This is a genomic window from Neorhizobium tunisiense (assembly GCF_039631515.1).
In the GTDB taxonomy this organism is placed as follows: Bacteria; Pseudomonadota; Alphaproteobacteria; order Rhizobiales; family Rhizobiaceae; genus Neorhizobium.
Map to the genome: position 1 here is coordinate 703,348 of NZ_JBDIUU010000002.1, position 17,031 is coordinate 720,378.

The window sequence follows — 17,031 nt, forward strand, 5'->3', positions numbered from 1 at the left end:
GGGGTTGCTGAAAAAGGACGTTCAGAAGGTGACGCATGCGCTATGCCATCTATTTCACGCCTCCGGCGCATGATCCGCTGACGCTTGCCGCGGCCCAGTGGCTCGGCCGCAACGCCTTTTCGGGGGAGGCGACGGAGCCGCCGGCGATCCGCGGCATCGGCATTCATGATATCGCCTTCAACACAGCGCTGCCGCGCCGCTACGGTTTTCATGCGACGCTGAAGGCGCCATTCCGGCTGGCGCCCGACGTCACCGAACAAATGCTGCTGCGCCACCTGATGCGGTTTGCCGGAACCCACAGCCCGTTCGAACTGCCCAAGCTCGAAGTCGTGCGGCTAGGCAATTTCTTCGGCCTTGCGCCGGTCGTCCCGTGTGATGCCGCCCGGTTCCTCGCCGCTTCGGTCGTCCAGGAGTTCGACAATTTCCGCACGCCGCTGACCGAAGCGGAACTGGAGCGCAGCGATTCTGGTGACCTCTCGGCGCCGCAATTCGCCAACCTGTATCGCTGGGGCCATCCTTACGTGATGGACGAGTTCCGTTTCCACATGACGCTGACCGGCCCGCTATCGCCGATCGAAATGCCGCGTTTCGATCTTGCGCTGCGCGATTATTTCGAACCCTATCTGAAAAAGCCGGTCGAGATCGCCAATCTGGCGCTGTTCATCGAGGAGGAGCCGGGCGCGCCTTTCCAGGTGCATTCGCTGCATCCGATGGGGCGAGTGGCGGCGCGCAAGATCGCCTGAAAGGCGCCAACGGTCACTTTTGTTCAAGAGGCCGGCGCGGAAATCTGCTATATCGGCGCTATGCAGAATGTCTCCCAGGAACAGGCAGCCGATCACATGCCGCTCGCCCAGGCGGAAACCACCCGCTTCTGGCGCGACAGCCGTTTCGGGGGCATGGAATGCCTGTCCGCGACATTCCTCACCCATGAATTCGCGCCGCATGCGCATGACACGTTCAGCATCGGCGCCATCGAACGCGGCGCGCAGGTGGCGACCATCCGCGGTCTGCGCGAAAGCTCGGGGCCGGGTGATATCTATCTCATCAATCCCGGCGAGATCCACGACGGCGCGCCCGGCGACGGCGGTTATCGCTACCGGATGATCTATCCGGACATGGCGCTGTTTCGCGAAATCCTCGAAGACGTCACCGGCAAATCCTTCCAGGGCACGCCGGCCTTCGGCAAGCAGATCCTTCACGACCAGACGCTCGCCGACGCTTTCCACAAGGCGCACCGGACGCTGGAGGAGGGCTCCGGCGCGCTCGAGACCAGCCAGGCGATGTTCCTGGTGCTGGATGCGATGTTCCGCCGCCACGGCAGCTCGATCATCGTGCCGGTCGATACCACCGAGCGCACCGCCGTGCGCCAGGCCCGCGACTACCTGACCGAAAATTTTTCATCCGATATCGGGTTGGAGGAATTGGCTGGTGTCGCGGGGCTCAGCCGCGCCCATCTCATTCGCTCTTTCCGCAAGGAATTCCACATCACTCCGCATTCCTTCCTCACCGATATCCGCATCCGCGCGGCGCGCAAGCGGTTGAGGGAAGGCGGTCAGCCGGCCGAGATCGCACTCGAATGCGGTTTTGCCGACCAGGCGCATTTCACCCGCCACTTCAAGGCCCGCACCGGGCTGACGCCAGGGCAATACCGGGCTCGCTGATCACTTTCGTTCAAGACGGCTGATGTTGTCCGTTCTAAGCCTCCCCCTGATCCGCCTGCCGGCACCTTCTCCCCGAGGGGAGAAGAGAGATGCGGCACCGTCGCCGTTCCTCCTCTCCCCTTGGGGAGAGGGTGGCCGAGCGAAGCGGGTGCGAAGCACGGTGAGGGGGCGACGTACGCCGACATCAGATCAAGGTTATTGGATGAGCAACAACACAAAATTTCAGGACTTCCTCGGCGGCATGCGGGCGATCTCGCCGCTGATCGCCGCGGTCATCCCGATCGGCCTCGTTTTTGGCGCGGTTGCGGCGACAAAAGGCCTGTCGCCGGCTGAGGCCGGGCTGATGAGTGCGCTGGTCTTTGCCGGCGGCTCGCAATTCGTGGCGATGGATATCTGGATCCATCCGGCCTCCTGGACCGGCGTCGGTTTTGCAGCCCTCCTGGTCAACATCCGCCACGTGCTGATGAGCGCCTCGCTCGGCACAAGGATGGGCGGTTTCAGCGCGCCAGCGCGTTATCTCTCGATGCTGTTCCTCGCCGATGAGATATGGGCGATGGCGGAGTTCCGCGCCAAGGTGGCGCGGCTCACGCCCGCCTGGTTTGCCGGTCTCGTCGCGCCCTTCTACCTCGCCTGGGTGTTTTCCGGACTTGCCGGCGCGGCCCTTGGCGCTTTTCTCGGCGATCCGGTGGTGCTCGGGCTCGATTTCGCTTTCCCGGCCGTCTTCATCGTTCTGGTCATGGGCTTCTGGAAGGGTCCGGAAACCGGGGCCGTGCTGCTCGCAAGCGGTGCCGCCGCCGTCGCCACCCTGCATTTCGTGCCGGGTGTCTGGTATATCGCCGCCGGCGCCGTCGCCGGTCTTGCCGCAGCCATGGTCACCGGAAAAGAACGGGATGCGGAGGTGATGCCATGACCGTCGATATCGCCGCCCTGGTTGCCATCCTCGCCATGGCGGCGGCCACCGTGCTCACCCGCCTGAGCGGCCTCGTCCTCATCCGCCACGTCTCGCTCGAAGGCAGCCGCCGCAAGGCGATCGAATCGATTCCGCCCGCCGTGCTGATGGCCGTCGTCGCGCCGACCGCGTTTGCCACCGGGATTGCCGAAACCTTGGCCTGCGCGGTGACTGCTTTTGCGGCACTTCGCCTGCCGATGCTCGTTTCCGTGGCACTCGGGGTCGCCTGCGTCGCTATCCTTCGGGCGCTTGGCCTGTAGTCGACGTTTCCATCTCGACAGGGCCGGAAAGGGTGCGCTACCGTCCGGCCAGAATTCGTCGAAGGTGATCCATGCAGGCAAAAGACTATCCGCGCGAACTCGTCGGCTATGGCCGTACCACTCCAGATCCGAAATGGCCGGGCGGCGCCCATGTCGCCGTGCAGTTCGTGATCAATTACGAGGAGGGCGGCGAGAGCTCGATCATGGACGGTGATCCGGCCTCGGAAAACCTGCTGTCGGAAATCGTCGGTGCCGCGCCCTGGCCGGGCCAGCGCAACCTCAATATGGAATCGATCTACGAATACGGCTCGCGCGCAGGCTTCTGGCGGCTGTTTCGGATGTTCACCGAACTCAAGGTGCAGACCACCGTCTACGGCGTGACGCTCGCCATGGCCCGCAATCTGGAAGCCGTCGCCGCCATGAAGGAAGCCGGCTGGGAGATCGCCAGCCACGGCTATCGCTGGCTCGAATACAAGGATTTTCCGGAGGCGAAAGAGCGCGAACACATCCTCGAAGCCGTGCGCCTGCATACCGAGTTGGTCGGCGAGCGGCCCTACGGCATGTACCAGGGCAAGCCTTCCGACAATACGCTGAAACTGGTCATGGAGGAGGGTGGTTTTCTCTATTCGTCAGACAGTTACGCCGACGATCTGCCCTATTGGGTCAAGGGTCTCGACCAGAAGCCCTTCCTGATCATCCCCTATACGCTCGAAACCAACGACATGCGGTTTGCGACGCCGCAGGGGTTCAACACCGGCGATCAGTTCTTCACCTACCTCAAGGACGCCTTCGACGTGCTCTACCAGGAAGGCAGGGAAGGCGCGCCGAAGATGATGTCGGTCGGCCTCCACTGCCGCCTCGTCGGTCGCCCAGGCCGCGCCGCGGCGCTGAAGCGCTTCATCGAATATGTGCTCAGCCACGACAAGGTCTGGATCCCGCAGCGCATCGAGATCGCCAGGCACTGGCATGAGCACCACAAGCCGGCTGGCGCCCTGTGACCGCCCGCAGCGATTTCATCCAGATGTTCGGCGGCGTGTTCGAGCACTCCCCCTTCATCGCCGAGCGGGCCTATGACGCGGGGCTGATGCTGGTTCCGCTGTCATCCAAGAGCGTGCATGACGCGCTCACCTCGATCTTTCGCCGGGCAAGCCGCGAGGAACGCCTCGGCGTCCTGCGCGCCCATCCGGACCTTGCGGGCAAGCTGGCGATTGCCGGCGAACTGACCGAGGACAGCAAGAAGGAACAGGCCGGTGCAGGGCTCGACCGATTGAGCGCCGCGGAACATGCCCGCTTTACCGAACTCAACACCGCCTACATGGAAAAATTCAGCTTCCCCTTCATCATCGCGGTCAAGGGTCTTACCAAGGACGACATCCTGGCGGCCTTCGAGAAGCGCATCCACAACTCAGCCGAAGAGGAGTTCGACACCGCCACCGCCCAGGTGGAAAAGATCGCGCTCCTGCGTCTGCAATCGCTGCTTCCGGGACATTGAGCCCGGACGCTGCTTTCCTCAATCCTCTCCGTCGCTTATATTGGCGATATCAGGAGTGACGCCGCATGAGACCGTCGGAAGTGCTGGAGAAGAACCGGGAAGCGATCCGCGAAGCGACAAAACGCTTCAACGCGACCAACCCGCGCGTCTTCGGCTCCGTCGCCCGTGGCGAAGACGGACCGGACAGCGATATCGACATCCTTGTCGATGCACTTCCGGGCACCACCCTGTTCGATCTCGGCGGACTGCGGGACACGCTCGAAACGTTGCTGCAGGTCAAGGTCGATCTCGTCACGTCCGGGGGCATCCGCAATTCGATGCGCGACCGGATCCTGTCGGAAGCGGCACCCATATGAGTGCTGACCGACTGAGGGAATATCTCGACCAGATGCACTCCGCAGCACTTCAGGCCTGCGAGTTCGTGGTCGGCATGGAGCAGGAAACGTTTCTCGGCGACATTCGCACGCAGATGGCGGTCGGCATGGCGTTGGTCCTGATCGGCGAGAGTGCCGCCAGGATCATGACCCATCATCCGGACTTCCCCGTCGATCATCCGGAAATTCCCTGGTCGAAGATAAAGGGCATGCGCAATTTCGTCGTCCATGATTATTACGAGCTGGAGCTTCCCATCGTTCTGGATACGGTGAGAACCTCCCTGCCGCTGCTGGTTTCCCAGCTCGACTCCCTGCGCAACTGGCGTGCTCAGGGCGAATGATTGAAGGCGAATGACTGAAGGCGAATAAATTGACCGAATATCTGGAAATCCTGCCCCTCACAAAGGAAGCCTTCGCGCCTTTCGGCGATGTCATCGAAGCCGATCCGGCGACCATGCGGCTGATCAACGGCGGCACGACCGAACGTTATCATGCGCTCGCCGAGCCGGTGGTGATCGGCGAGCCGGAGCGGCTGATCTTCAGCATCTTCCGCAGCAAGCCGCGGCAGTTTCCTTATGCGATCACGATGATGGAGCGGCATCCTTTCGCCAGCCAGAGCTTTTCGCCGATATCGGGTCAGCCCTTCCTGATCGCGGTTTCCCATGACGAAGACGGCCGGCCGGGCAAGCCGCAGGTCTTCCTCGTCCAGCCGCATCAGGGCGTCAACTACTTCCCCAATTCGTGGCATCATCCCCTGATGGCAATCGGAGTCGTCAGCGATTTCCTGGTGGTGGACAGGGACAATACCTCTGCGAACTACGAGGAGGTTTTCTTCGACACCCCCTACCTGATCTCGGAGCCGAGCCTATGACGGGCCTCACCACCCATGTCCTCGACACCGCCAGCGGCAAACCGGCCGAGGGGTTGTCGATCGACCTCTATCGGCTGGACGGCGAGACCCGCGAAAAACTCACGACCGTCGTCACCAATAGCGATGGCCGCGTGGATGGCGGGCCGATTCTGATCGGCGAGACGTTCCTGACCGGCGAATACGAGTTGGTCTTCCACGCCGGCGCCTATCTTCGAGCCCGCGGCGTCGAACTTGCCGAGCCGGCCTTTCTCGACGTGATCCCCATCCGCTTCGGCATTGCCGACACCACGGCGCACTATCACGTGCCGCTGCTGCTGTCGCCCTACGGTTATTCCACCTATCGGGGGAGCTGATGCGTTTTGCTGCGATCGCCGACATCCACGGGAATTGCGCAGCACTCGAAGCGGTGCTTGCCGACATTCATGCGCAGGGCATTGCCGAGATCGTCAATCTCGGCGATTGCCTGAGCGGACCCCTCGAAGCCGGGCGCACCGCCGACCTGCTGCTGCTTCTCGACACGATGGCGACGCTGACGGTGCGTGGCAATCACGACCGCTACCTGATCGAGAACCCGGCGGATGCCATGCCGTCATGGGAGGTGCATGCCTTTTCCGAGCTGGCGCCGCGCCACCTGCAATGGCTGCGCAAGCTGCCGTTCAGCGCCGTCTATCGCGACGAGGCCTACCTTTGCCACGCGACGCCGCAGTCGGACAACATTTACTGGCTGGAGCAGGTATCGAGCGAAGGTCATGTCTTCCTCAAGCCCCTGGAGGAGATCGAGGCGCTGGCGGACGGTATCGAACAGCCGCTGATCCTCTGCGGCCACAGCCATATCCCGCGGGCAGTGCAACTCTCCGACGGCCGGCTGATCGTCAATCCCGGCAGCGTCGGCTGCCCGGCCTATGACGACGATATGCCTTACTTCCACAAAGTGGAGACCGGCCACGCGATGGCGTCCTACGCGATCCTGGAAAAGACGTCCGCGGGCTGGATACCGCAGTTCCGCAACGTGGCCTACGACCACCTGGCGATGTCGCGGCTCGCCGCCGAAAACGGCCGCGCCGACTGGGCTGTGGCGCTCGCGACGGGCAGGGCGGGTTAGGTCAAATTGACTTCGATAGGGACTTGTACTATTTGTTGTACATGTAATCGAGGAGCCATCCATGCGCACTGTCATGTTTTCCCAGGCCCGGCAAGAACTGGCCAGCCTCCTCGATGAGGTCTCTAACGACCGCGCGCCGATCGAGATTATGCGCCGCGACAAGCCGTCCGCTATCCTGATCGACAAGGATGAATACGAGGGTATGCTGGAGACCCTGCATCTGATGTCGACGCCCGCCAACGCGACGCGGCTGATGGAGGCGATCGCCAATGTCAATGACGGCTCCAAGCTGATAGCGCACGACCTTATCGAACCTGAAGACTATATCCCCAATAAGAAAGCGGATTGATGCCTCCAGCGAAAGCCTACCTGCTTGTCTGGGAGCCGGAGGCTTGGCGGGAGTATATTTTCTGGCAGGAGACCGATCCCAAAATGGTCGGTCGGATCAACGAGCTGATCAAGGACACATTGCGTCACCCGTTCCAGGGCATCGGCAAGCCCGAGCCTTTGCGCAATCAGCTCAAAGGGCATTGGTCACGCCGAATAACTCAGGAACACCGGCTTGTTTACCGAGTGGAGAGCGGTACTGACCAGCCGCGGCTGATCATCCTCCAATGCCGTTTCCACTACTGACGGGGCCTCCTGAAACCTTTCGGCAATCCTTCCCCCCGATACTTCTTTCCGATTCGACAGGAGAGATCGTCATGGCCCAAACGCGTGGCAAATCCGGTTCTCGGCGCAGGAGTTCGCCAAAGCGGTCGTCGGGCTCCGGTTCGTCGCTCTGGCCTTGGCTCGGGACGCTGGCGCTGGTGGCCGGCGGTATCGTGCTTTATGAGAATTCCGCGGAGGCCAGGCGTTTCGTCGCCGGCCTGACTTCGGGTAGACCGGTCCAGGTGGCCGCAAGGCCGGTGCCAGCAAAACCCGTCCAGGCGAGTTCCGGCCCTTCGCACCGGCCGGTGACGCCGAAACCCGTGGTCGCTCCCGACCAGAGCCACACCGCCGCGATCATCCCGCCGGCGCCGATCGGCAAGCCGGTCCTCGACGAAATCCAGAAGGCTGCCGAACCGCCGAAGAGCAACGAGAACCTTGCCGGCGCCTATGAGGCGAAGTTCTATCTGTGCGGCTCGGCCAAGCAGGACGACTGCGTCGTGGCCGCGGACCGTTTCGTGTTCCACGGCCAGAAGATCCGCCTCGTTGGCATCGAGGTGCCGGACATCAGGAAGCCGCGTTGCGAGGCTGAACGGATCAAGGCGAGCGATGCGGAACTGCGGGTGCGCGCCTTTCTCGATTCGGGGCCTTTCGAACTGGTCACCTGGCAGGGGAACGAGGACGAGATCGAAGGCCACAAACTGCGTGAAGTGACGCGCAACGGCCGTTCGCTTGCGGATGTCCTCGTCAACGAGGGACTGGCGAAACGGCCGGGCGCGGGCAAGGGTGGCTGGTGCTGAGATAGCGGCGACCGCCCTCACAGATCATCAGAACGGCATGTTGGCGAGGATGTTGCGGTCGATCTGCTGGATATCCCGCTTGCCGCAGAGCGCCATGGTGATGTCGAGTTCCTTGCGGATGATTTCGAGCGTCGTCGTCACGCCCTCCTTGCCCATGGCGCCGAGGCCGTAGAGGAAAGGCCGGCCTATATGGGTTCCGCGGGCGCCGAGCGCCACCGCCTTCAGCACGTCCTGGCCAGAGCGGATGCCGCCATCCACATGCACTTCGATCCGGTCGCCGACCGCTTCGACGATCCTCGGCAGCATGCTGATCGAGGAGGGAGCACCGTCGAGCTGGCGGCCGCCATGGTTGGAGACGATGATCGCGTCGGCGCCCGTGTCGGCGGCGGCGCGCGCATCCTCTTCGTCGAGTATGCCCTTGATGATCATCTTGCCGCCCCAGAGATCCTTGATCCAGCGGATGTCGTCCCAGGAAAGCCGCGGGTCGAACTGTTCGGCCGTCCAGGCGCCGAGCGAGGAGAGGTCGGAAACGTTGCTCGCATGACCGACGATATTACCGAAACCGCGGCGCTTGGTCTGAAGCATTTCCAGGCACCATCTCGGGCGCGTCACGAGCTGCAGGGCCGCGTTGAGCGTCGGCTTCGGCGGAGCGGCGAGGCCATTGCGCAGGTCCTTGTGGCGCTGGCCGAGGACCTGCAGGTCGGCGGTGACGACGAGCGCCGAGCATTTCGCTGCCTTGGCCCGGCCGATCAGCCGTTCGACGAAGCCGCGGTCCTTCATCACGTAGAGCTGGAACCAGAAGGGTTTCGTGGTCACCGAGGCGACGTCCTCGATCGAGCAGATGCTCATGGTCGACAGCGTGAAGGGCACGCCGAATTCTTCCGCCGCCTTGGCGGCCAGCATTTCACCGTCGGCATGCTGCATGCCGGCCATGCCGGTCGGCGCAAGCGCCACGGGCATCGCCGTCTTTTCGCCGATCATCGTGGTTTCCAGCGTGCGGTTGGTCATGTCGACCAGGACGCGCTGGCGCAGCTTGATCCTGGAAAAGTCCTCCTCGTTCGCCCGGTAGGTTCCCTCGGTCCAGGCGCCGCTATCGGCATAATCGAAGAACATCTTTGGCACCCGACGGCGGGCAAGGATTTTCAGGTCTGCGATGGTCAGCGGCTTGGACATCAGTCGAGTTGCTTTCGAAGGCGGGGAGACAAGGCGGGCCAGGAATTAGCACAAATTTTCGGCGCGGGTCACCGAAAATGATCAGGTTTTTTGTCGCGCGTTCAGGCTTTCCTCAGGTAGGGATGCCGGGCTCTTCGCCGTTCAGTGCCTATCCGGCTTCATGCGGCGAGTTCGACTATCTTCGAGCGTGATGCGCTCTCTTGCAGCAGCTTGATTGCGTTGATCGCATCGGATCTTGTATCGAATGTCTCCGAGTGGAGGATAATTTTGCCGCTGCCGCCTAAAAGGCGAAATGCAAAACGGCCCGCCTTGTCCTTGAAGACCTGAAAGACAAGCTGATCTTCAAGCGACACCGCCAAAGCTTCTTGCTGCTCCTTGCCGAAAGCTGCCAGTGCTTCCGGACTCGGGGCATCTATCGGAAAATGCTCTTTTTCATACGCGTCGATCAACGTCGCGAGAATATCGAGCTGGTCGCCCTCCAGCGTTCCGCTGGCTGCTCCCCAGAGCTGGGAGAGGGTTCGTAGAGCGCCTTCATAGTCCTCCTCCGAGCGGATGGGCCGGATCTCAATCATATTCCACCTTTGCCGCGTCGATGTGATCGTATTCCTTGTGCGTACCGATCCATTTTATCCAGATAATCGACTTGTCGAAATCGATAGCGACCACCAGTCTATAGTCGTTTCCCTTGATATTGAAAATGATGCGCTCGGCATTGATGATGCTCGCCGTGGCGAAAGTTTGCCGAACGTCGGCAGAATTCCTCCATTGAGCTTTGCTGGCGCGATCATGCCAGACATCAATCGCATCCTTGACAGCAGGATGATCCCGCCGACCTGCAAGGCTCTCCACAAATCTAGTTAGAGTCCGGCGGGCAATGATCCTCATGGCAGAGACAGTCTCATATCACACCGACAAGCCCCCCCTTCATCGCCTTGCCCGCCACATAGGTCTCGACCACGGCGCGGTCGTCACCCATGGTCTGTAGCAGGAACAGCTCTTCCGGCAGCGTCTTCACCGTTTCCATCCGCAGCCGCATGGCCGGTGTCGATGCCGCGTTCAGCACCACGAGGTCGGCGGCGGTGCCAGGTTCGAGCGTGCCGATATCGTCCGCCATCGCCAGCGCCTCGGCATTGCCTCTGGTCATCAGGTAGAAGCTTTCGAGCGGGTTCAGGCGCTCGCCGAGCAATTGCTGGATCTTGTAGGCCTCGTCCATGGTGCGCAGCATCGAATAGCTGGAGCCGCCGCCGATATCGGTGGCGACTGCCACCCGCACCGGTTTTTCTCGCCGCATCAGCGATTTCATCGGGAACAGGCCGGAGCCCAGGAAGAGGTTGGAGGTCGGGCAGTGGACGGCGACGGCTCCCGCTTCCGACAGCGCATCCGCCTCGCGCTCCGAGAGATGGATCGCATGGCCGAGCAGCGTCTTTTTTCCGAGCAGTCCGTAGCGGGCGTAGATGTCCGTATAGTCCGTCGCCTCCGGATAGAGCTCCATGGTGTAGCGGATCTCGTCGTGGTTCTCGGAAAGATGGGTCTGGATGTGCAGGTCGGGAAACTCCTGCGCCAGCGCCTGGGCCGCCTTCATCTGGCCGGGTGTCGAGGTGATCGCGAAGCGCGGTGTAATGGCGACATGGTTGCGGCCCTTGCCGTGCCAGTCGGCGATCACGGCGCGCGTCTCGTCATAACCCATTTCGGGCGTATCGAGCAGGCCCTGCGGTGCGTTGCGGTCCATCATCACCTTGCCGCCGACCATGCACATGCCGCGCTTCAGGGCCTCCGCAAAGAAGGCGTCGGCCGAGGTCTTGTGCACGGAGCAGTAGGCGGCCGCGGTCGTGGTGCCGTGGCGCAGCAGCTCGTCGTAGAAATGCGTGGCGATGCGGGCGGCGTGCTCGCTTTCGACGAACCGGCATTCCTCCGGAAAGGTATAGGTGTTCAGCCACTCGAGCAGATTGGCGGCATAGGAGGCGATCACCTGCATCTGCGGGAAATGCAGGTGCATGTCGATGAAGCCGGGCAGGATCAGATGCGGCCGGTGGTCGACTTCCTCGACGCCCTCGGGCGCGATCGCCTTCACCGTTCCATAGCTGCCGGCAACCGAAATCTTGTCCCCGTCGATCAGCAGCGCGCCGTCGCTCTCATAGGCGTAACTATCGGTATCGGTCAGCGAGTGCGGAGCGCGCTTGAAGGAGAGCAGCCGTCCGCGGATCAGCGTCTGGGTCATTGGGATATCGCGCTTTCGTACCATGCCGCCAGCAGCTTGCGTTCTTCCGGGGAAATGGCTGTGACATTACCCGGTGGCATGGCATGGCTGCGGCTTGCCTGGATATAGATTTCCCGCGCATGCGCGGCGATTTCGGCATCCGTCTCCAGTTTGACGGATTTCGGGGTAAAATTGACGCCTTCGTAAACGGGTTCAGCCGCATGACACATGGAACAGCGCGCCTGCACGACGTCCTTCGCTGCGCCGAAATGGCTGTTGGCGGCGAATTTCTGGGCGATGGGGGTCATCGAGGTTTCCGTCTCGCCGGTCAGTACTTTCGGCACGGTCGAGAGCCACATTATGACGATGAACAGCAGCACCGTTACCAGCCAGGTCCAGGTCGGCCGGCCCTTGCGGGCATGGGTGGTGTTGAACCAGTGCCTGATCGTCACGCCCATCAGGAAGACGAGAGCGGCGATCACCCAGTTGAAAGCGGTCGCAAACGCCAGCGGATAGTGGTTCGACAGCATGAAGAAGATGACGGGCAGCGTCAGGTAGTTGTTGTGGAGCGAACGCTGCTTGGCGACCATGCCGTATTTCGGATCCGGCGTGCGCCCGGCGATCAGGTCCGCCACCACGATCTTCTGGTTGGGAATGATGATGAAGAAGACGTTGGCCGACATGATCGTCGCGGTGAAGGCGCCGAGATGCAGGAAGGCGGCGCGTCCGGAAAACACCTGCGTATAACCCCAGGCCATGGCGATCAGCACCAGGAAGAGCAGCGCCATCAGGCCCCAGGTGTTCTTGCCCAGCGGCGATTTGCAGAGCAGGTCGTAGATGATCCAGCCGATCGACAGCGAGGCGAGCGACAGGCCGATCGCCTGCCAGGGGGCGAGATCCATCACCGTCCGGTCGATCAGGAACAGGTCGGCGCCGCCGTAATAGACGATGCAGAGCATCAGGAAGCCGGAAATCCAGGAGAAATAGCTCTCGTATTTGAACCATGTCAGATGTTGCGGCATTTCGGCCGGTGCCACGAGGTATTTCTGCACGTGGTAAAAGCCGCCGCCATGCACCTGCCATTCCTCGCCGTAAACACCGGCAGGCAGGTTGGGGCGCTTGGTCAGCCCGAGGTCCAGCGCGATGAAATAGAAGGACGAGCCAATCCAGGCGATCCCGGTAATGACATGGAACCAGCGAGCGGCAAAACTCAGCCACTCCCAGGCGACGGCATATTCGTACATTCGGTCTTCCCCTTTTTGCCCCCCGACTCGTCACTTTGGGGAAAAAAACCGGCCAAGGGAAGAGGGGGCCTCGGAACACTTTTTGTTCCGTAAGGGAACCGGGACCGTTCGCTTAGAGTTCCCTCGCGGTCCTCTGGATTGCAAATAGTAGGAGGTGCTTACTTGTGCATCGCAATAAATGAGGGTTAGTCCGCTCATGCGACTCACGTAGTGTGACAGCTGTAAGTCAGCCGGCGAAAGCCTGGTAATGTGTGCGGTTCGAGCCGGTGGTGGGGGCATTCATCAACGGAGACTAAGCTCATGCGTGGTATTCTGACAGGTGTGATGATTGCATACGCGTCCTTTGTCCAGGTCGGTTCGGCCGGTGCCCACGAGGCGCACAGTGCGACCGGGGTGACCTGGAAATATGACGGTTTCTGCTGCAATGGCGACAACCATACCGGCGACTGCCAGATGATCTCGACCAGGAACGTCAAGATTATCGACGGTGGCTACGAGATCATCTTGGGGCCGGGCGACCACCGGCTGATCACCCGCCCGCACGATTTCAAACTGCCGCAGAGCCAGGCGAGGCGGAGCCAGGATGAGGAATACCACCTCTGCCTCTATCCGACGGAAGATACGCTGCGCTGTTTCTACGCGCCGGACATGAGCTATTAGGCTTGGCAAGGCAGCCAGATGCGGAATCTTCAGGCGGTTTTCCGTCCAGCAAAGCGGCGGATAGAAAACTGACTGCTAGTCCCGGAACGTCGGCATGGTTTTCCGCATGAAATCGCGGAAGGCACGGATTTTCTTGGAATTCCGGCGCGCCTCCGGATAGACGAGCCAATAGTCGCTTCCGTCATAGCCGAGAATGTCGAAAGGCTGGACCAGCCGCCCCAGCGCGACGTCGTCCGTATAAAATTCCGGCTGCAGGATTCCCACCCCCTGGCCGGCGATCGCAGCGGCCGCCTCGAAGGCCTGCGCACCCATCCTGCTCACCGGGCGGCCGGTGAGGTCGGAATCGGGCAGGCCGGCTGCGGCAAACCAGAACGGCCACCACGGATCGCCGGCATCGATGATCCTGAGCTTCAGGATATCGTCCGGCGTCTTCACCCCACCGATCGTGGCGGCCAGATCCGGGCTCAGCATCGGCGTGAAATGATTGCGCATCAGAAAATGCCGGCGCAGGCCCGGCCATTCGCCTTTGCCACTGCGGATCGCGATATCGGCCTCCGCGCGCGAAAAATCGATCATCTCCTGCGAAGTCTCCAGCCGCACCGCAATGCCCGGATTTTCGAGCTGGAATGTGCCGAGATGGCGCGCCAGCCAGCGCGAGGCGAAAGTCGCCGTCGAATGGATGATCAGCGTGCCCTCCGATGCGTCATGCATGGTGGAGAGCGCATCACCCATGATCGCGAAAGCCTCGGTAATTTTGGGCGCCAGCCGCTCGCCGGCCTCGGTCAGCGAGACCTGCCGCGGCCGGCGCAGGAAAAGCTGTTCGCCGATCATGTCCTCCAGCAGCTTGATCTGGTAGCTCACTGCGGTCTGGGTGAGCCCGAGTTCCTTGCCGGCCTTGGTGAAACTCATCAGCCGGGCGGCGCATTCGAATACCCGAAGCGCATTCAGCGGGAACTGTTTCGACATCTTCATGGATGAGTTCTCTTGATGCATACAGATGGGGATTCGATTGGATTACCATCGCTTCGCAGCGCATATTACCTCCACAACGAACCTATGGAAACGGGTTTATCCCGTTGGAGGTCAACAATGTTTTCGATAACCCATATGCATTTCGGGCGGCTTCTGCCGCATGTCTCTCTGGCTGAATTGTTCAATCGCCTGCTCTTGAAGCATCAAAACAGTGTCGATATGGAAGAGATGCCGGAAAGCTGGCAGCGCGATGTCGGCATGCTCGACGGACGGGACCGGCGCGGTGCTCCGGAAGAAGGCTCGTTCCGAACGGCCCGGATGATCTATACTCAACGAAGCCTCTAGGCGACGCGAAGAGCGTCAGGCCAACGGCGGGGCGAGCTGGCCCGGCGCCAGTGCCAGTTCACGGGCTACGGCCGCCTGGATCCAAGCAGCGAAGGCCTTGACCTTGGCCGCATTCTTGCGCGCAGGCGGATAACAAAGCCAATAGGTCTTGGTATCGCTGAGGGCGAGATCGAAAGGCTGGACGAGGCGACCCGAGGCAAGTTCGGCCTTGAACAGGAAGGGGCTGAGCATGGCAACGCCATGGCCGGCAATTGCGGCATTCGCTTCTAGGTCCAGCGCCCCATATGCGTCGAGCTGCATCTGCCTGATACCGATGGGATCGAGGCCGGCGGCCTGGAACCAGTCGTTCCACAGCCCCTTGCCGTTCGAAATCCACGGCGGCTTCATCAGGTCGGCGGGCGTCTCGATGCCGCCGACGCTTTCGGCGAGTTGCGGATTGAGCATGGGCGCATAGGTTAGGCGTAATATCGGATGGCAGATCAAGCCGGCCCAAGGGTTTGCCCCAATGCGGATCGCCACATCGGTCGGTTGCGGATATTCCCCGTCGTGGGTACCGCTGCGCACGAGCCGCACGGCAATATGCGGATGTTCGAGCTGAAATTCGCCAATATGCCGTGCCAGCCAATGAGACGCAAAGGTTGGCGGGGAGTGGATTTCCAATGTCTCCTCCGTCGTGCCGCGCGCTTCCTGCACCGCTTCAGACAAAAGGGAAAAAGCCTCGGCCACTTTCGGCAGGAGATTTCGGCCAGTTTCCGTCAATTGCAGCGCCCGCGGCCTGCGGATGAACACCGCGTCACCGAGATAGTCTTCCAGCAGCTTGATTTGGTAGCTGACGGCGGTTTGGGTCATGCCCAGCTCTTCCGCCGCGCGGGTGAAATTTTCGAGGCGGGCGACCACCTCGAAGACCCTGAGCGCATTCAGCGGAAAACGGCGAGACAGTTTCATCGATAAGCTCTCTTTATCGTGGCCTATCGTAATTGAATTGGAAATCGCCTGCAATCCAGCGCATTCATTCTTTCAAGTAAGCAATGTTATTTATGGATGTGGAGCAACCATGCTGTCCGCAAGCGCCGATGCCTTGCCTTTGAAACCCTCCCGTCCGGTTCTGGCGTGGCGGCAGATGCGCCGCTTCTTCCACCGGCTCCTGCGACCCGGTAGCCGACATATTCCGGCGCTGCCGGAGGACCTGCGCAGTGATCTCGCGCTCCCTGAAGCCGGGCCGCGAAGCCGCGAGGCGGCATTCTGGGAGGGAAACCGGCGCTCAGGCGGTCGGGACCTGCCGCTTTGAGGGCTGCCCCTGCCGGGCGGCGTAGATCTCCAGCAATTCTGCGGCGACCAGCGCCGCAATCACTGCCGGGCGCTTGTCCCTGACCGCCGTGCCGCCGATCGGCAGCACGAGGCGCGGCAGAAATTCGTCGCCGCCGCCCTCGTTGTCCCCCTGGCGCTTCAGCCAGTTGGCGAAGGTGGCGCGCTTGGTCCGCGAGCCGATCATGCCGACATAGGCAAGGTCGGTGCGCGCCAAGGCGCGCTCAGCGATCAGGAAATCCAGCGCATGGTCATGGGTGAGGATGATCGCCGCGCCGCCGGTCGGAATCTTTTCGACGAAGGCTTCCGGCATGGCGATGAGATGTTTTTCCGTTTCGGCCGGCAGGTCTTCCAGCGCCTCGGCGCGGGTCTCGACGACGGTCACCGCGAAGGGCAGGGGAACCAGCGCCCTTGCGAGCGCCTGGCCCACATGACCCGATCCGAACAGTGCCACCGCCGGGCGATCGTCTTCCTCGTCGCGCTGGCGCTTTTCCAGCGCCTCCGCGAGCTCCGGCGTCAATGGCCGAAAGGCAAGCCGGGTATGGCCGCCGCAGCACTGGCCGATCTCCGGCCCGAGCGGAATGTCCATCACCGCCTCGCCGCCGCCCGACAGCATCGCCCGGGCATTGTCGATCGCCATATATTCGAACTGCCCGCCGCCGATCGTTCCCCAGATCGCCGTTTGCGCCACCAGCATGAAGGTGCCGGCTTCGCGGGGGGTAGAGCCTTTCGCTTCGCGGAGTTCGACGAGGATTGTGCGTGGGTGGGCGGTGATGAACGCAGTCAGGGAGAGGTCGCGCACTAGGCACCCCCCTCTGCCCTGCCGGACATCTCCCCCTCAAGGGGGGAGATCGGATGTGGCCAGGCCTCACTCCTCCTCAATGCGATGGGCTTGCGTCGCAGATAAGGCTGAGAGCAGGGCAAAACAGTGCGTCCTGCCAATCTCCCCCCTTGAGGGGGAGATGCCCGGCAGGGCAG

Annotated in this window: 24 protein-coding genes; 16 read left to right on the top strand and 8 right to left on the bottom strand. The window is 61.9% G+C overall.

Annotation, left to right across the window (positions count from 1 at the left end; translation table 11 throughout):
- Window positions 1-35: 35 nt before the first annotated feature.
- The 14 genes from ABCW43_RS12505 (at window position 36) to ABCW43_RS12570 (ending at window position 8,157) form a co-directional block, all read left to right on the top strand.
- On the top strand, window positions 36-743 hold the full coding sequence (locus tag ABCW43_RS12505; RefSeq protein WP_345924713.1) for a DUF1045 domain-containing protein: 708 nt from the start codon (window positions 36-38) through the stop codon (window positions 741-743).
- Window positions 744-803: 60 nt separating this feature from the next.
- Window positions 804-1,661, top strand: a complete 858-nt coding sequence (locus ABCW43_RS12510; RefSeq protein WP_345924715.1) for an AraC family transcriptional regulator — start codon at window positions 804-806, stop codon at window positions 1,659-1,661.
- 202 nt (window positions 1,662-1,863) lie between these two features.
- The gene (locus ABCW43_RS12515; protein ID WP_345924717.1) at window positions 1,864-2,571 is read left to right on the top strand and encodes an AzlC family ABC transporter permease; all 708 of its coding nucleotides are present in this window, start codon (window positions 1,864-1,866) and stop codon (window positions 2,569-2,571) included.
- Window positions 2,568-2,870, top strand: a complete 303-nt coding sequence (locus tag ABCW43_RS12520) for a branched-chain amino acid transport AzlD family protein (RefSeq protein WP_345924719.1) — start codon at window positions 2,568-2,570, stop codon at window positions 2,868-2,870. Before ABCW43_RS12515 ends, ABCW43_RS12520 begins: the two co-directional genes overlap by 4 nt.
- Before the next feature lie 71 nt (window positions 2,871-2,941).
- Window positions 2,942-3,868: an allantoinase PuuE gene (gene puuE, locus ABCW43_RS12525; protein ID WP_345924723.1), complete on the top strand. Its 927-nt coding sequence runs from the start codon at window positions 2,942-2,944 to the stop codon at window positions 3,866-3,868.
- Window positions 3,865-4,362, top strand: a complete 498-nt coding sequence (uraD, locus tag ABCW43_RS12530) for a 2-oxo-4-hydroxy-4-carboxy-5-ureidoimidazoline decarboxylase (RefSeq protein ID WP_345924725.1) — start codon at window positions 3,865-3,867, stop codon at window positions 4,360-4,362. The genes puuE and uraD overlap by 4 nt, the downstream gene beginning before the upstream one ends.
- Before the next feature lie 65 nt (window positions 4,363-4,427).
- Window positions 4,428-4,718 (top strand): nucleotidyltransferase family protein, encoded by a 291-nt coding sequence (locus tag ABCW43_RS12535; protein WP_345924727.1) that lies wholly within the window; start codon window positions 4,428-4,430, stop codon window positions 4,716-4,718.
- The gene (locus ABCW43_RS12540) at window positions 4,715-5,077 is read left to right on the top strand and encodes a HepT-like ribonuclease domain-containing protein (RefSeq protein ID WP_345924729.1); all 363 of its coding nucleotides are present in this window, start codon (window positions 4,715-4,717) and stop codon (window positions 5,075-5,077) included. The genes ABCW43_RS12535 and ABCW43_RS12540 overlap by 4 nt, the downstream gene beginning before the upstream one ends.
- Before the next feature lie 29 nt (window positions 5,078-5,106).
- On the top strand, window positions 5,107-5,607 hold the full coding sequence (locus tag ABCW43_RS12545; protein ID WP_345924731.1) for an ureidoglycolate lyase: 501 nt from the start codon (window positions 5,107-5,109) through the stop codon (window positions 5,605-5,607).
- On the top strand, window positions 5,604-5,960 hold the full coding sequence (gene uraH / locus ABCW43_RS12550; protein ID WP_345924733.1) for a hydroxyisourate hydrolase: 357 nt from the start codon (window positions 5,604-5,606) through the stop codon (window positions 5,958-5,960). Before ABCW43_RS12545 ends, uraH begins: the two co-directional genes overlap by 4 nt.
- Window positions 5,960-6,709, top strand: coding sequence for a metallophosphoesterase family protein (locus ABCW43_RS12555; protein WP_345924735.1), 750 nt, complete (start codon window positions 5,960-5,962; stop codon window positions 6,707-6,709). Before uraH ends, ABCW43_RS12555 begins: the two co-directional genes overlap by 1 nt.
- A 61-nt stretch (window positions 6,710-6,770) precedes the next feature.
- Window positions 6,771-7,058, top strand: coding sequence for a type II toxin-antitoxin system Phd/YefM family antitoxin (locus ABCW43_RS12560; RefSeq protein WP_038544445.1), 288 nt, complete (start codon window positions 6,771-6,773; stop codon window positions 7,056-7,058).
- Window positions 7,058-7,342, top strand: a complete 285-nt coding sequence (locus ABCW43_RS12565) for a Txe/YoeB family addiction module toxin (RefSeq protein WP_345924740.1) — start codon at window positions 7,058-7,060, stop codon at window positions 7,340-7,342. Before ABCW43_RS12560 ends, ABCW43_RS12565 begins: the two co-directional genes overlap by 1 nt.
- Before the next feature lie 71 nt (window positions 7,343-7,413).
- Window positions 7,414-8,157 carry a hypothetical protein gene (locus ABCW43_RS12570; protein WP_345924741.1) on the top strand — a complete coding sequence of 248 codons (744 nt, stop codon included), beginning with the start codon at window positions 7,414-7,416 and terminating at the stop codon, window positions 8,155-8,157.
- 27 nt (window positions 8,158-8,184) lie between these two features.
- Here the strand turns inward: ABCW43_RS12570 and ABCW43_RS12575 are convergent, their stop codons facing one another.
- The 5 genes from ABCW43_RS12575 to puuD form a co-directional block, all read right to left on the bottom strand.
- Window positions 8,185-9,330 (bottom strand): alpha-hydroxy acid oxidase, encoded by a 1,146-nt coding sequence (locus ABCW43_RS12575; protein WP_345924743.1) that lies wholly within the window; start codon window positions 9,328-9,330, stop codon window positions 8,185-8,187.
- 158 nt (window positions 9,331-9,488) lie between these two features.
- Window positions 9,489-9,902 carry a DUF1508 domain-containing protein gene (locus ABCW43_RS12580; RefSeq protein ID WP_345924745.1) on the bottom strand — a complete coding sequence of 138 codons (414 nt, stop codon included), beginning with the start codon at window positions 9,900-9,902 and terminating at the stop codon, window positions 9,489-9,491.
- On the bottom strand, window positions 9,895-10,215 hold the full coding sequence (locus tag ABCW43_RS12585; RefSeq protein WP_345924747.1) for a type II toxin-antitoxin system HigB family toxin: 321 nt from the start codon (window positions 10,213-10,215) through the stop codon (window positions 9,895-9,897). Before ABCW43_RS12585 ends, ABCW43_RS12580 begins: the two co-directional genes overlap by 8 nt.
- Before the next feature lie 13 nt (window positions 10,216-10,228).
- Window positions 10,229-11,548 (bottom strand): guanine deaminase, encoded by a 1,320-nt coding sequence (guaD, locus tag ABCW43_RS12590; RefSeq protein WP_345924748.1) that lies wholly within the window; start codon window positions 11,546-11,548, stop codon window positions 10,229-10,231.
- On the bottom strand, window positions 11,545-12,771 hold the full coding sequence (gene puuD, locus ABCW43_RS12595) for a urate hydroxylase PuuD (RefSeq protein ID WP_345924750.1): 1,227 nt from the start codon (window positions 12,769-12,771) through the stop codon (window positions 11,545-11,547). Before puuD ends, guaD begins: the two co-directional genes overlap by 4 nt.
- 300 nt (window positions 12,772-13,071) lie before the next feature.
- Between puuD and ABCW43_RS12600 the strand changes: the two genes are divergently transcribed.
- Window positions 13,072-13,431, top strand: a complete 360-nt coding sequence (locus ABCW43_RS12600) for a hypothetical protein (RefSeq protein WP_210008812.1) — start codon at window positions 13,072-13,074, stop codon at window positions 13,429-13,431.
- Window positions 13,432-13,506: 75 nt separating this feature from the next.
- Here the strand turns inward: ABCW43_RS12600 and ABCW43_RS12605 are convergent, their stop codons facing one another.
- A complete protein-coding gene (locus tag ABCW43_RS12605; protein WP_345924754.1) occupies window positions 13,507-14,403 on the bottom strand; it encodes a LysR substrate-binding domain-containing protein in 897 nt (298 codons plus the stop codon).
- A 117-nt stretch (window positions 14,404-14,520) separates the two neighbouring features.
- On the opposite strand from ABCW43_RS12605, the gene ABCW43_RS12610 reads away from it, so the two are divergent.
- Window positions 14,521-14,748 carry a hypothetical protein gene (locus ABCW43_RS12610; protein WP_345924756.1) on the top strand — a complete coding sequence of 76 codons (228 nt, stop codon included), beginning with the start codon at window positions 14,521-14,523 and terminating at the stop codon, window positions 14,746-14,748.
- A gap of 15 nt (window positions 14,749-14,763) precedes the next feature.
- Here ABCW43_RS12610 and ABCW43_RS12615 read toward each other — a convergent pair whose 3' ends face one another.
- Both ABCW43_RS12615 and xdhC read right to left on the bottom strand, forming a co-directional pair.
- A complete protein-coding gene (locus ABCW43_RS12615; RefSeq protein WP_345924758.1) occupies window positions 14,764-15,693 on the bottom strand; it encodes a LysR substrate-binding domain-containing protein in 930 nt (309 codons plus the stop codon).
- 316 nt (window positions 15,694-16,009) lie between these two features.
- Window positions 16,010-16,855, bottom strand: a complete 846-nt coding sequence (gene xdhC / locus ABCW43_RS12620) for a xanthine dehydrogenase accessory protein XdhC (protein WP_345924759.1) — start codon at window positions 16,853-16,855, stop codon at window positions 16,010-16,012.
- Window positions 16,856-17,031 lie beyond the last annotated feature (176 nt).

Coding starts and splice junctions, on each gene's coding strand:
- ABCW43_RS12505 (WP_345924713.1), top strand. CDS start 36: ATGCGCTATGCCATCTATTTCACGCCTCCGGCGCATGATCCGCTGACG.
- ABCW43_RS12510 (WP_345924715.1), top strand. CDS start 804: ATGCAGAATGTCTCCCAGGAACAGGCAGCCGATCACATGCCGCTCGCC.
- ABCW43_RS12515 (WP_345924717.1), top strand. CDS start 1,864: ATGAGCAACAACACAAAATTTCAGGACTTCCTCGGCGGCATGCGGGCG.
- ABCW43_RS12520 (WP_345924719.1), top strand. CDS start 2,568: ATGACCGTCGATATCGCCGCCCTGGTTGCCATCCTCGCCATGGCGGCG.
- puuE (WP_345924723.1), top strand. CDS start 2,942: ATGCAGGCAAAAGACTATCCGCGCGAACTCGTCGGCTATGGCCGTACC.
- ABCW43_RS12535 (WP_345924727.1), top strand. CDS start 4,428: ATGAGACCGTCGGAAGTGCTGGAGAAGAACCGGGAAGCGATCCGCGAA.
- ABCW43_RS12540 (WP_345924729.1), top strand. CDS start 4,715: ATGAGTGCTGACCGACTGAGGGAATATCTCGACCAGATGCACTCCGCA.
- uraH (WP_345924733.1), top strand. CDS start 5,604: ATGACGGGCCTCACCACCCATGTCCTCGACACCGCCAGCGGCAAACCG.
- ABCW43_RS12555 (WP_345924735.1), top strand. CDS start 5,960: ATGCGTTTTGCTGCGATCGCCGACATCCACGGGAATTGCGCAGCACTC.
- ABCW43_RS12560 (WP_038544445.1), top strand. CDS start 6,771: ATGCGCACTGTCATGTTTTCCCAGGCCCGGCAAGAACTGGCCAGCCTC.
- ABCW43_RS12565 (WP_345924740.1), top strand. CDS start 7,058: ATGCCTCCAGCGAAAGCCTACCTGCTTGTCTGGGAGCCGGAGGCTTGG.
- ABCW43_RS12570 (WP_345924741.1), top strand. CDS start 7,414: ATGGCCCAAACGCGTGGCAAATCCGGTTCTCGGCGCAGGAGTTCGCCA.
- ABCW43_RS12575 (WP_345924743.1), bottom strand. CDS start 9,330: ATGTCCAAGCCGCTGACCATCGCAGACCTGAAAATCCTTGCCCGCCGT.
- ABCW43_RS12580 (WP_345924745.1), bottom strand. CDS start 9,902: ATGATTGAGATCCGGCCCATCCGCTCGGAGGAGGACTATGAAGGCGCT.
- ABCW43_RS12585 (WP_345924747.1), bottom strand. CDS start 10,215: ATGAGGATCATTGCCCGCCGGACTCTAACTAGATTTGTGGAGAGCCTT.
- guaD (WP_345924748.1), bottom strand. CDS start 11,548: ATGACCCAGACGCTGATCCGCGGACGGCTGCTCTCCTTCAAGCGCGCT.
- puuD (WP_345924750.1), bottom strand. CDS start 12,771: ATGTACGAATATGCCGTCGCCTGGGAGTGGCTGAGTTTTGCCGCTCGC.
- ABCW43_RS12600 (WP_210008812.1), top strand. CDS start 13,072: ATGCGTGGTATTCTGACAGGTGTGATGATTGCATACGCGTCCTTTGTC.
- ABCW43_RS12605 (WP_345924754.1), bottom strand. CDS start 14,403: ATGAAGATGTCGAAACAGTTCCCGCTGAATGCGCTTCGGGTATTCGAA.
- ABCW43_RS12610 (WP_345924756.1), top strand. CDS start 14,521: ATGTTTTCGATAACCCATATGCATTTCGGGCGGCTTCTGCCGCATGTC.
- ABCW43_RS12615 (WP_345924758.1), bottom strand. CDS start 15,693: ATGAAACTGTCTCGCCGTTTTCCGCTGAATGCGCTCAGGGTCTTCGAG.